General features: G+C 67.8%; 7 protein-coding genes. 3 read left to right on the forward strand and 4 right to left on the reverse strand.

Annotated features, from left to right (window positions below; all coding sequences use genetic code 11):
• Positions 1 to 392: 392 nt before the first annotated feature.
• From KDN32_RS02360 to KDN32_RS02370, 3 genes are read right to left on the reverse strand one after another with little or no spacing between them, the layout of a single operon-like run.
• On the reverse strand, positions 393 to 3,545 hold the full coding sequence (locus KDN32_RS02360) for a DEAD/DEAH box helicase (RefSeq protein ID WP_211730512.1): 3,153 nt from the start codon (positions 3,543 to 3,545) through the stop codon (positions 393 to 395).
• Positions 3,542 to 5,359: a phospholipase D family protein gene (locus tag KDN32_RS02365; RefSeq protein WP_211730513.1), complete on the reverse strand. Its 1,818-nt coding sequence runs from the start codon at positions 5,357 to 5,359 to the stop codon at positions 3,542 to 3,544. The genes KDN32_RS02360 and KDN32_RS02365 overlap by 4 nt, the downstream gene beginning before the upstream one ends.
• Position 5,360: 1 nt before the next feature.
• The gene (locus KDN32_RS02370) at positions 5,361 to 6,527 is read right to left on the reverse strand and encodes a DUF6361 family protein (protein ID WP_211730514.1); all 1,167 of its coding nucleotides are present in this window, start codon (positions 6,525 to 6,527) and stop codon (positions 5,361 to 5,363) included.
• A gap of 101 nt (positions 6,528 to 6,628) precedes the next feature.
• Here KDN32_RS02370 and KDN32_RS02375 point away from each other — a divergent pair, with 101 nt between their 5' ends.
• On the forward strand, positions 6,629 to 8,578 hold the full coding sequence (locus tag KDN32_RS02375) for a sigma factor-like helix-turn-helix DNA-binding protein (protein WP_211730515.1): 1,950 nt from the start codon (positions 6,629 to 6,631) through the stop codon (positions 8,576 to 8,578).
• Between the two features lie 9 nt (positions 8,579 to 8,587).
• Here KDN32_RS02375 and KDN32_RS02380 read toward each other — a convergent pair whose 3' ends face one another.
• On the reverse strand, positions 8,588 to 9,475 hold the full coding sequence (locus KDN32_RS02380; protein WP_211730516.1) for a PGN_0703 family putative restriction endonuclease: 888 nt from the start codon (positions 9,473 to 9,475) through the stop codon (positions 8,588 to 8,590).
• A gap of 515 nt (positions 9,476 to 9,990) precedes the next feature.
• Here KDN32_RS02380 and KDN32_RS02385 point away from each other — a divergent pair.
• Positions 9,991 to 11,271, forward strand: coding sequence for a TY-Chap domain-containing protein (locus KDN32_RS02385; protein WP_211730517.1), 1,281 nt, complete (start codon positions 9,991 to 9,993; stop codon positions 11,269 to 11,271).
• 46 nt (positions 11,272 to 11,317) lie between these two features.
• Positions 11,318 to 12,964 (forward strand): nuclease-related domain-containing DEAD/DEAH box helicase, encoded by a 1,647-nt coding sequence (locus tag KDN32_RS02390; protein WP_211730518.1) that lies wholly within the window; start codon positions 11,318 to 11,320, stop codon positions 12,962 to 12,964.
• Positions 12,965 to 12,998 lie beyond the last annotated feature (34 nt).

A 12,998-nucleotide genomic window follows, 5' to 3' on the forward strand; every position in this document is an offset into this window, starting at 1 on the left:
GGATACCGCCTTCGACATCCTTATGGAGGTCGCGGGTCGGTACCACGCGGTGATCGAGTACAGCGAGCTCGGCGAGGAGATCCAGCAGCGAAGGCACAGGGATGGTGGGCGAGGGGTACAACGCCGTGCTGGCAGTCGAAGGGATCCCGCTGCTCGAGGACGTCATGCAGCGCGAGAACCACGCCGCGCGGGCCCGACTGGAGTGCTACCGGTGGGCCAGCGCCTCTGGCCTTCCGGAGGATGGTGGGTCCGCCGCGCTCGCACCCACCCTCGCGGCAGCGGTCGACCGACGCCGCAGAGTTGCGACGCCGCCAAGGCCTGCGGCCGTGTGTCCGACGTGCAACATGGCGGTCCCAGCCACCGGGCTGTGCGACAACTGCGACTGACGCGGGTCAGCTGCGCGGCGCGGGGCTCAGGTCGATGAACAGGTCCGACAGCTTCTCGGCGTCGTCGCCGAGGTAGCGAAGCAGGTCCTCCTGGCGGGGTTGTCCGATGACCAACCTGTAGGCACCCACCGTCCGCATCAGTCGCTTGTAGGCGTGCATCTCCCGGCTGAGCGGGAGCGCGGGCACGTAGCGTTCGATGTGGTGGCCATCTGGGAGTGGGAACACCCAGTAGGGGTGCACCATCGTCTCGCCTTCAGGCCGATCGGCCGCGGCGAGGTCGAACGCCGTGGCCCACGGGTCGTCCGCCTTGGTCACCTCCGGACGATCGCCGTAGACCTTCGCGATGTTGCGACGGACGGCGTGGCCTTTGTAGCGGTGCACACGGCCTTCGCGCTGCTCGAGGTCGACGGGGTTCGACGGGAGGTTCCAGTGGACGATCGCGTGGCTGTACTGGTGGAAGTCGAGACCCTCCTGCCCGACTGAGGTGGAGGACAGCACGAACGGCCAGAACGGCGAGTTGAACGCTTGTCGGACCTGCCCCTCGCGGGTCAGCGCCTGGTCCTCGGCCACGCCGCGTCCGAAGCGGACAGCAAAGTGGTTGCGGAGCCGGAACGTCTCGAGCTTGAGCCGCCCTCCTCGCGTGGAGAGGTCGGTGGCCGTGTTGACGCTGGCGCGCACACCGAGCGCCTCGCTCATCTCGCGAGCGATGGCGTCCGCCTTCTCGGTGGCTGGTCGCTGGGCGACTCCGAGGCTCTCGTTGAGGATGTGGGCGTACTCGTCGAGGACAGCCGTGAGGCCGCCGTCGACGCAGTGGGCGAGGACGTCCTTCCAGTACGCCGTCTCGTCGGACTCGGCGCGGATGAGGCTGATCATTTCTGGCTGGTTGAAGAGGTTGCGCAGGGCCCACGAGATGGAGGATGCCTGATTGCGCACCCCCGGGTCGGTGACGTTGTCCAGCCCTCCGGTCACCCGACTCAGCGCCCGCAGGGCACTCGCGCCGAGACCACCCATCGCCATCAGGGTGAGGACGTCCACCAAGTCTCCGGGGCGACGACCAAGCATCGTCGCATCGACCGCTGCCGCCCGTTGGAGGTGCTCGTCGAAGCGGGTGCTCGAGTCGTGCTCACCCCACTCGGTGCCGTAGTCGAACTGCGTCGCCTGACGTGTCGGGAGGTCCAGGGCCATCTGGTCGAACAGCACCGGCGCCGCCCAGTACCACGCATCGTCAGCGGCACCAGACTCATCACCCGGGGGCAGGGTCGCGAGCAGCATCTCGACCTGCTTGCGGACCTCGTTGGTCATCGTCGCTCGGCTCAGAGGAAGTGGTTCGTCGACGACACGAGCGACGTAGAGGGGATCGCCCGCCATGGCCAGCGCAGCTGAGGGGTAGAGCAGTGCGAGCACGGGCATTCCGGTCAACCGGTCGCCATTGCGGGCGAAGTTGAGCAGACCGGTTTGGCGAGTCGCGTCGTACCGGCGCTCGGTGCCGCTCGCATCGAGCAGCCTTCGCTCGGCCTCATAGCTGAGGACGGTCGAGATCGCCTTGGGAACGACGTTCCAGGCCGAGAACACGAGCCGTTTGGTGAAGTGTCGCAGCTGCTCCTCGGCATAGGCACCGGACAGCTCGTAGTAGGGGAGCGACGGGGGGATCCACGCCAATCGATGCGCACCGCGATCGAGGACGTCGGCGGCGAGGCCACGCATCTTGGGGTTTCCGGGGTCGAGCTGTTGGTAGGCGTTGACGTGCTCGCGGCGCAGCAGTCGTGGGGCCGCAACGATCGCGGAAGTGACCTCGGCGCTGTCGGCTCCGACTCGCTCGAGCTCCTTCTTGACGACGTAGCCGTCCATGAGCTCGAGCACGTAGGGGGAGCTTCTCCAGTACTCGAGCATGTCCTGCTGATCGAGCGCCCTGGCGACTCGATCGAGGAAGGCGAAGTCGGCGACGTCGCCCGGCTCCAGAGCCAGACCTGGTAGCGCGCCGGCCGCCACCATCCCGTCCCGGTCAGGGGTGGACGCGAGGCGTTCGGTGCGTACCATCACACGGCGCAGCTCGGACTGCACGGCATCGCGTGCGGTGGTCGCCAGGGCGCGATCGCCAGTCATCAGGCCTTGCCGGAGCTTGACCAGGTTGTGGCGCACGATCTCGGTGCGTTCCGGTCCCTCTGGCCAGGTGAGGAAGTCGACGGTCTGGAGGAAGTTGTCGTAGTGGTCCTCACCCTCCGTCTCGTCCGGCAGCGTGTACATCTTGAACGGTGTGGCGGAGAGGAGCAGCAGCTTCGCGTCCCCGTGGTCGAACAGCGCGCGCGCCAGCTCGGCGCCCGGGTTGTCCTCGTGAAGCAACGAGGTGAACCGCTGGAACTCGTCCAGGACGATGATGTCGGGCTCCAGCGCGGCAACCGCGGCGCGGGCCAGCTGCTGCCGCATCCTGCCGATGAGTCGGTAACGCCAGCTGCTGAGTCGACTGTCGGGCTTCCAGCCTTCACGCTTGTACTTGAACTGTTCGGAGCACGCGCGCACCTCGTCGAGCAGGGACGCGTGGTCGCCGTCCCCGGCGAGCGAGGCAAGCTCAGCGGTGAGCTCTTCGCACATTCGCGCCGAGAGCGTCGAGCGATCGAACCAGTCCATCCTGTTGCGGAAGCTCTCGAGACCTGCGCCGCCCTGGAAGAACTTGTGCCAGTGGTTGCCGGTCAGCTCTGGCAGCTGTGTGCGGAGCATCCAGTAGAGCAAGACCCGTTCGTCCGCTGTTCCCCCACTTCCCGAGACGTTGAACGACGTGCCGGGGCTGAACGAGACGAAGTTGAGCTTGCGATCCTGCAACCCGTCGATCTTCTTCGCGAGCAGGGTGAGGCGGTCGGCGAAGTTGTCCTCCTCGTCCACGCCGACGCGGAGGCGAGCGAGGTTCTGCCGAGCGATCTGGGCGTTGGAGCAGATGTAGACGACATCGATACGGTCCACGTCCTCCCACATGCGGTCGATCGCCTTTGCGATCACACCGCGCGCGACGAGCGTCTTCCCCAGCCCGACCTCGTCCGCCACGAGGAACCGCCGTGTCGGGTCGGCGCCGAACAGCCGTTCGTCGACCTGGTCGACGGTCGCACGCTGAAAGTCCTTGAGCCCTGCCAGCTCCTTCTCGACATCGGGCCGAGGGGTCGCAGTCATCGTGCCTCCTTGGCCAGCGCGAGCACGTTCCACAGGGCGTCGAACTCCTCGCCGAGCTCAGGCAATCGGCCCTCTTCGTCGCGAAGGTCGTCGAGGAGACGTTCGACCCGGTCCAGCGAGTCGTCGCCTCGCGCGTACGCCCGAACCAGCGGCTCGAGCAGCACGAGGTCGTCGAACGTGGTCCATGTCGTCGCCGCCCCAGCGGAGGCATCATCGTTGCTCGCGTCGAGCAGCTGACCTGCGAGGTCGTCCATGCTCGGGTCCTGGAGAAGCAACGCGAGGTAGCGGAGGATGTCCTCGACACGTGTGAGCAGCTCGCGCAGCACACGTCGCGCGCGATCCGCCGGGGCTCCGAGCAGGTCGGCACGGATCACGCTTGCCCGTTCCACCGTGGTGCCGTCACGCTCAAGTTGCGTGCGTACGGCAACGAACGGGGTGAGGTCGTTGTGGCCGAGTCCGACCCATGCGACCTCGTCAGACAGAGGCCGGTCGGCGAGGTCGCGCAGGGTGATCGGGCGCACCCACGACTCGCCGACGAGCTCTACGTGGTCCAACCAGCCGAGTCTGACCTCGAAGCCCGAGCCTTCCTCAGAGACACGCAGTTGTGGCCGCGCGCCGGCGAGCGCTACGTGCAGCTCCTCGATAGCCCTCTCCAGGTCGTACTCCCGATCAGCCTGGGCTTGCGCCGGGGGCGCGTAGGGCTGAACGATGCGAAGCAACCCCGTCTCCTTCTCGGAGTCCTTGAGGAGCGCGGCAGCGCCCATCGCGTGCGGGCGGCCTTCGAGGAGCACCCCGAACTCGACGTTGCCCCCGAAGGCTGCGGAGGTCGCGTTGGCCGATCCGGTCAGCAGGTGTCCGATGCCTTCTCTGTCCCACGCGAGCACCTTCGCGTGCAGACCGGTCTTGATCTCCAACGAGAGGCCCGGCGGCCCGGATGTGGTCTCCCCGTCCGACACCCCGTCGACGTCTTCGGGCGCCGCATCCGCGTGCGGTTGGAGGACGAAGAGCTGGTGTCCGTCCAGCGTCTCGCCTCCGATCCTGTCGAACGCGTCGCTCCGAGAGATGATCGTCGTTCCCTTCGGCAGGCGACGGATCGTGCCGACATCGAGGAACGGTGAGATCACGACTGCCTTGTCTGCCTCCCGCGCCATGGGCCAGCCGTCCTCGTCGCCCACACCGAGGGGCAGGAGACGGCCGCTCGTGAATCCATTGGGCAGGGCAAAGGACCTGTCTCGGACCGTGAAGGACATGTCCTCCACCAGCGCCCGACGCGTCGAGCTCATCGGCCTGGTGTTCATCGACGTGAGCGCGTCGATGAAGCGCGACAGCGGGCGGGCAGACAGGTGCGCCTCATGGATCGGGGCCTCGTCGGTGGCGAAGACGGTGTCCCACGAGCGGTCGCCGGTGAGATTTCGGCTGAGCACCATGAGGCGATGAGTCAGCTCGCCAGCCGGGTTGGCGAAGCGGAGGAGCCAGACCTTGGGATGGAACACGCGTCCCGGTGGAGGTGTCACCTCCACCACTGAGTCCTCGGCGAACACCGTGAGCGAGCGATAACGCCCGGGCACGTGGATGCCGCCTGCTTGACAGAAGACCGTGGTGCGTTCGGCGTAGCGTCGGATTGCTTCAAGAAGCTCGTGCTGGGCCGCTCCTTCGATGCCGTCGCCCTGGTCGTACGCGGCCATCGACAGCGGCGCGAGCAACAGCGAGGCAAGGTCGAGGGTGTAGGTCGTGGCGAGGGCTGCGTCGATGCGCCAGCCCGGTGGGGGGCGGAGGGCGTCGGTCAACAGGTGTCGCGTGTCCGGGTTCAGCACGTCAGGCCTCCAGGCCGGCTGCGATGTCGTTGAGGTGGCCCCGAGCGATGCTCCAACGGAAGTCGAGCGCTCCCGTGCCCGCTCCGACACCCCACGTGGACCGGGCCTCGGGGTAGGTGAGCCGCGCGCGCCCGCGCTTCAGGTTGAGCTCCCTGACGGTGACCAAGGACCTCGCTTCCTCCGAGGCGTGCTGGCCCTTCCCCGCTAGCCTCCACCACTCCTCGAGGAAGCGCTGGGTGCTTGGACGGATGCGGGGGTTGTGCTGTCGGATGACCTGCCAGAAACGCGAGCGGTCCCAATCGCGCAGCACGGCCTCGTCGTCAAGCCGCTGCGCCCACTGGTCGAGGAGTTCTGCGTAGGTCTCGCGGTGCTCGTCGTGCCCGATCAGCTCGGCCATCATGACGTTGTAGAGGATCGCAGGGCCGGTAGCCGTGAGGTGCACGCGACGGGCGTGGTCGACAAGGTCGCGAAGCTGGGCTGGGAAGTCCCCCAGGGCCTCGTGCTCCCAGAGCCAGGTTGCCTCGGACTGTGGGTGGTTGACCGCGAGCCATGCAAGGGCCGTGCCTCGGGTCGATTCGGCGATGCGGATCCTGAGGTATTCCGCCTCTGTCCGGTCAAGGTCGAAGGACGTCGCATCCAAGAGGGCCGCCGGCGCAGGCGGGAGCGCCGTCATGCCGAGCGAGTCAGGGCCTTCCAAGTCGGCGTCAGGGTCGTCCGTGATCCGCCGGTGCTGGACGGCATTGCGGAAATAGCCACCCATGGACGTACGCCAGTGCCGGACGCCGAGATGCTCCAGGCTCGCCCAGTACAGGCCGCTGGGCATGGTCTTCAGCGTCCCCTTGGCGTCGCGCCCGATGACGCCCTGGTCCTCACCGCCGGCCAAGAGAGCGTGGATGAGCTTGGTCTCTCGTGAACGCAGCTCGGCCTGCGCGCGCTCGGTCGGCCACCGGTGCCGGGCGACGTCGTTGACCAGCCACGCGACGAACAGGAGGTACCTCGCGCGGGTGTGCAGCGTCGAGGTACCTGGGAAGAAGGCGTTGGAGAACGTGTCACGAACGCTGCCGATGCCGAGCTCGTCGACCGTCGAGCTGTCCTCGAACAGCTTGATCACCTCGAGCATGGCATCGCGCTGCGAGTCGTCCCCGTCGAGCCATCCGAAGTAGGCCACGACGTGATGAAAGGTGACGAAGCAGGTCGGCGTCAAGGCTCACATGACGTTCCCGGACCGATCGGGACCATGTCGTCATAGGGCTCGTCTAGTGTGCCGACGTGGACAGTTCGGGGGACGGGCTCTTGTCGCAGCAGCCCTTCAGGATCAGGTTTCCAGGTTTGGTGGATGCTGCGCACCTCTCGGTCGACTCGCTCGCACTGGCAGCTGCGCGCGATTCCAGCGGTGGTGACTTGCTCGTCCAGTGGTTCAGCAACAACGCGGGCCCGACGATTGCTGATCTCCTCGACGTCACCGAGGAGGACGTCCTGGGTTGGCGCAACATCGGGGTAGGCAAGCGAGACCAGATCCTCGACTTCCTCGCGGCGGTCGACTACGCACGCGAGGACTTCGTCGGATCCGGGCCGCTAGCCACGGTGCACCACGCCGTTCAATCCATGCAGGCGGACCCGGACCTGCTCCTGGTCATCGAGTGGACCCGCTTCGCGGGGCCGCTGCGCACTTGGGCCGACGTGGAGGGCTCGGTCGTCGGCCATGCCCTGCCAGCTGATGTCGCCGCCGCCGTCGACCGTCTGCGCGCACGTAGGCTCAACGAGCCCGCACCTGTGGCAGATGCCGAAACCGTTCTCGCAGGCTGGTTCGACGAGATGAAGCCCCGGGATCGCGACATCCTTCAGCATCGTCTCGTAGAAGCTCCGCTTCGGACGCTCGACGACATCGGAACTCAGCACGGAGTGACGCGCGAGCGCATCCGTCAGGTACAGCGGAGACTGTCTGACAGGGTGCCGGACCTCATGGCCAGCGACGCGTGGCGAGTGGTGCGGTGGGAGGTCTTTGCGCAGGAGCTCCGCCTCGGCGCGTGTGCACCATTGACCCCCGGCGAGGCCGCCTTCCTCGCGTCCACCGAGGGATTTCCGCGCGCCTTGATCCTCTGGCTCGCAGGCTACGAACGAGTCGAGCAGACTGTCCGTCGCCGTGACTTCACCATCCCTACGGCCAGCACCGTCCCGCTCCTGCCGGAGAGCCCGATCGTCGACCGCGTCGCCCTCTGTGACGTTCTGGAAGCGGGCGGGGTCCATGCCGAGCTCGTGGATTGGCTCATCGACAGCATTCCTGGCATCGCACGGGTGGACGACGAGGTCGTGCTCTGGCCGGGCAACATCGTCGAGAAGTCCTATGCCGTCCTCTCGGTGCGGGGTGTGCCGATGACGCCAGATGCACTGGCGGAGGCGATCGGTGGCGGTGTAAGTGTCCGCGGCCTTCGTGCGCGACTCTACGAGGATGACCGCATTGCCCGAGTGAGTGCACGCGAAGTCGGGCTGGCGGCCTGGGGCGGCGAGGAGTACACCTCGGTTCCCGGACTCATGACGACTTACCTGGAGGAGTACGGCGCCTCTTCGATCACCGACCTGCAGGACAACCTCGAGGAGCGTTTCGGTGCGAGCCGCGCTTCTGTGTCGATGGTGCGAGCCGCTCCGGTCTTCGCCAACGAGGGCCCGCAGATCTGGCTGCGTGGCCCGGACGAGCCGTTCGTACCCCGCAACACACCGCACGTCATCCCAGGGCATTACCGCAGCGCCGACCAGCTGTTCTGGAGGTTGAAAGCAGACCGCGAGCTCATGCGGGGGAGTGGTCGATCGGCGCCGCCCGAGATCGCGACGTTCGTCGGCCTGCAGCCTGGCGCGCACACGAAGCTTCGCGCCGATCCGCGGGATGTCCACTTCGCCTGGCTCATGACGAGCCATGTGGGACCACAACTGGGTTCCCTCAAGCAGCTGGCCGACTCGCTTGGCGTGATCGAAGGCGACGAGGTCTTCCTCGTGCTCGATCGTTCGACTCACTCGGCCTCTTTGCGACCAGTCTTCTCATCCCCGCTCAGCAACGATGCGTCAGAGGCTGTCGCTCAGCTGACGGGCCTCCCGGCGCACGCCTGTTCGACGCGGGACGCTTTGGCGGCCTCGGTGGGTGTCGCGATCGACGAGCTGGTGGCGACCCTGCGCGCTCGCGGAGATGAAACCGTCGCCGATCTGGTCGCTCGGTTGCCCGACTGAGGCGGAGGTTCAGAAGGCGAGGTAGCGCTCGCGGAATGCGGCGCGCCAGGCCTCATGACCGGACACCGAGTCGAGCAGGTCCTCTAGCGCGCAGAAGCGCAGCTCGGTGGGATCTATGAGCTGCGCAGCGACCTCGGCCGTGACGGTGCGGGCCGGCTCATCCGCAGCGGCCGCGACCACGACGCCGTACCCCTCGGCGTACTGACCGGTGGCGCAGACGCGCTGTGTGAGCAGCTGGTTGTACCAGAACTGCCGGAGCCTCGGCTTGTCGAGCGCGGGCGCAGCTCTCTGCAGCCAGGCTCCCGTGACGGTGGCGTCGTGGAACTTCGGTGCAGCCGGTTTGGGTTGCGCCTTCGAAAGGTCTTCCGCGTACTTGCACTCCACCCCGACGAAGCCTGCTGCGCCTCCGGGTAGCGAATAAGTGACGAAGGCATCGAAGGCCGATCTGGAGAATGAGTCGGCGGGCGCCCATTCGAGGCGCACCTCTCGCACATCCGTGGCCCGCGCCGAGATGGACTGGACCCATTGCAGGAGCGCGTCTGGAGTGGCTGACAAGTGGCCGAGGAGGTTGAAGCACAGCGGCTGTGATGACAGGAGGTTGCGTTTGAGCCGGTCGAGCTGAATCAGACCGGGGCGCTTCTCTGACTCAAGGGACGTGATCGCCGTGGTGGCCGCGGCCACAGCCTCAGGCGTCATCAGGTTGGGCTCGAAGCCAACGTCGACCGGGAGCATCGATGCGACCAGGCGTCCGTCCGGCCGAATCGGGCCTGCGCCGAGCCCAAGACGTTCATGCCGCCACCACGCCTGGTGACGTCTGAGCCGCGCCTGCCAGCTGCCGTCGCTCTTCTCGGCCCACGCAGGGTCGTCCCAAGCCAGGTTCGGGTCTTCGACGCCCATCTGATCTCCTGTCAATCGACTCCTGACAGTCAAGCACGATCGCGGCGTACTCCGACTGCACGACGGGGACGAGGGGCGCCTGTTCGTGATGCAGGGCGGATCGAGTCCGTGACTCACGGCGCGGCTCTGATCCCGATGAGCACGAGCATCTTCACCACGAGTGTGGGAGCCGATGGCAGGTATCAAGTCCGCCCATCGCCTCACTGGTGGAAGGGCGCGGCTGGGGCATGTGACCGGCCCTACGTCGGATCTGGGCATTCAGACTCAAAGGTGCCCGAGACGGCCGGACGTGATCGTTGCCCCCCTTGGTCAGGGATGGATCGCATCCATCACGATCGACGACTGGTGGCACGACAGATATACGGGACATCAACGAGCGAAGCCTACCGGCTCGACCGCCCGCACATCCCATGGCGGCGGACACTCGTCCTCCGTTTCGGTGAGCCGCTGTCGGTGGGCTTCTCTAGCGTGTCTTTCGTGGGGATCGCGGGGGCGATCCAGACGGGGGTCGAGAGATGACTGATGAGCTCGAGCGTCGGTGGGACGACGCGGTGGAGAAGGCGTGGCGGGAGTTCCGCCAGCGGCTAGCGGACCATGTGGCGGGGATGGGCCCGGACGACTCGATCGTCGTCGAGATGCCGCAGCAGCACGAGGGCGGGGCCTCGCCCTACTGCCAGGTCGCCGGCGGCGACGACATGGTGCGCGTCGAGGCGGTGAGCAACGTCTACCTCGCCGACGAGTGCCTGCTCGACGACGACCAGGAGGCGGCGCTAGGGGACATGGGGTTCCAGCAGCCGAACGCCTGGAGCTGGGAGGACGGCGACACCAACTTCTGGCTCGACGTCGACCGGCGTGAGGCGGACCGGGTCGCCGTGATGGTGGTTCGCGCGCTGCGCGAGGTCTACGGCGTGCTGCACCCGATCTACCTCGACGCCGAGGGTCTCGAGCCTGCTCGCGAGGGCGGCAAGCCGCTTCCGCCGAAGCCGGTCCGCGTCGAGCCCGACGTGCACGAGGTCGTCCGCCCTACCTCGGTGGAGGAGGTGCGCGCGGTCGTTGACCTCGCCGTCGCCGGCCTCTACGACGACGCCCCGGAGTGGGACGTCGACGGTGACCTACTGCTGCCGACGGAGGACCAGCAGGTGTGGATCTTGGTCCACAAGACCATCCCGCGTGCGCTGATCTCGTGCATCCTCGCCGAGGGCGTCACCGACACCGAGACGGCGCTGGCGGAGGTCAACCGTCTCAACCGCGCCGAGTTTGGGCTGACCTTCTTCCTCGCCGACGGCCGGATCAGCGTGACCCGCGAGGTGGGTCTGGATGTGGCGACCGCCTGGACGATCCACATCGAGGTGCAGCGCCTGCTCACCCACGTCGACGGCTGGGCGCGTGACCTCGCCGAGCGGCTGGCCGCCTCGGTCCAGCAGGCGACGCCGAAGCAGCGCGACGGACGCTTCGACGCGGCGTACGCCGTGATGGCCGAGCTCGAGCGCGACCAGCGCGGCTCGGTTGGCCCCGCGACGATGGCGAGGGTCTACGGCAACGACACCGGCCTGCTGCTCAAGGCGATCCGGGTCACCGAGCAGCGTCGTCGCGAGATGCGTGGCAAGGTCCGCGAGGCGCGCAACCTGAAGCAGCACAGCAGGGAGAAGGTCGCCCAGGCGCGGCACGACTACCTGCGCGACCTCGCCGCGCGGATGCGCGCCGCGCTGCGGCTGATCGTGGACGCGCCGGTGCGCAAGGTGCAGCTCGACCAGCTCGCCCTCTTCGACGAGGACGAGGCAGGGACCGGCCGGTGAGCGCGTTCGCAGGACGCGGCGCCGTGTCAGGTGATGGGGTGTGCGGATGCCTCGCCTGATCCCGGAGCAGCCGACCTTCACCACCGAGTCCGAGCAGGCGGTGTGGGAACGGCTGCGCGACGGCCTCGGTGACGACGACGTGCTCATCACCAACCTGCGCCTCACCGACGAGTCCAAGGACCACGAGGTCGACATCGTCGTGCTCATGCCCGACATCGGCATCGTCGCGCTCGAGGTCAAGGGCGGCAGTGTCTGGTGGGACGAGGGCTGGCGCATCAAGCGCCGCGGCCGCGAGGCGGTCATCCACCCGGTCGACCAGGCGCGCGACGGCAAGTACGCCCTACGTGCCTACGTCGAGCGCGACGAGCGCTGGGGGAGCCGCACCCGCGTCGCGTGGGCGCACGCAGTCGTCACGCCGTACTCGGAGTTCGATGCCGACTTCGCGCTGACCGACCTGCCGCGCTGGTCGCTGCACGACACCAAGGACCAGGAGCACCTCGTCGGACGGCTGCGGCAGAACGCGCAGAAGATGACCCACGGACAGCGGGTCGCGACCGCCGACGACGTCGACGCGATCGCCGACATCCTCACCGGTCGACTGCCCACGTCGTACGACATCCGCGCGGAGGCCGACGAGCGCGCCAGCGTCGCCGACCGGCTCACGCTCGAGCAGGCCACGATCCTGCAGGTCACCCGGCTGCTCCACCGCGTCGAGGTGCGCGGCGGTGCGGGCAGCGGCAAGACGGTGCTCGCGCTGCAGCAGGCCAAGGAGCTCACCCGCGGCGGGCAGGACCGCAAGTCGCAGCGGGTCGCGCTGCTCTGCTACTCGATCGGGCTCGCCGAGCACCTCAAGCGTGAGGTCGCGACCTGGCGACACGGACACAAGCCGGCGTTCGTCGGCACCTTCCACGACTTCGGTCGTCAGTGGGGTGCGTCCGACGGTGACCGGCAGGACAGCGAGTTCTGGGAGGAGCGGCTGCCCGCCGAGATGGCCGCGCTCGCCGCCGACCTGCCGGACGGCAAGAAGTTCGACGCCGTGATCGTCGACGAGGCGCAGGACTTCGCCGACTCGTGGTGGACGCCGGTGCTGCGGGCGCTGCGCGACGAGGAGGAAGGCGGGCTCTACGTCTACTCCGACGAGAACCAGCGGATCTTCGCGCGCTTCGGCCGGCCGCCGGTCGCGCTGGTCCCGCTGGTGCTCGACCACAACCTGCGCAACACGAAGCAGATCCACGAGTCCTTCGGCCCGCTCGCGCCGAGCCGGATGTACAGCCGCGGCGGTGAGGGGCCGTCGGTCCGCTTCGTCGACGTCGCCGAGGAGGATCCGCTCGACGTCGCGGACGACCAGGTCGACCAGCTGCTCGACGCCGGGTGGGACCCCCAGCACGTCGCGCTCCTGACCACCGGCCACCGGCACCCGATCCAGGTGGAGCGCACCGACTTCCACGACCAGGACGGCTACTGGCGCACCTACTGGGACGACGACGTCTTCTACGGCCACGTCCTCGGGTGCAAGGGCCTCGAGCGGCGCGCGGTCGTGCTGTGCCTCAACGAGGACGGCTCGCGCGACCGGGCCCGGGAGCGGCTCTACGTCGGGATGTCGCGGGCCACCGACGAGCTGGTGGTGGTGGGCGACCCGGCGACCGTACGCCGGGTGGCGGGCGACGACGTGGCGCGCCGGCTCGGGATCTGAGCCGCAGCAGCTAGTGCGGTGGAGCTGGCCCCGC

Origin of the sequence: Nocardioides palaemonis, from assembly GCF_018275325.1 — a bacterium.
Taxonomy (GTDB): Bacteria; Actinomycetota; Actinomycetes; order Propionibacteriales; family Nocardioidaceae; genus Nocardioides; species Nocardioides palaemonis.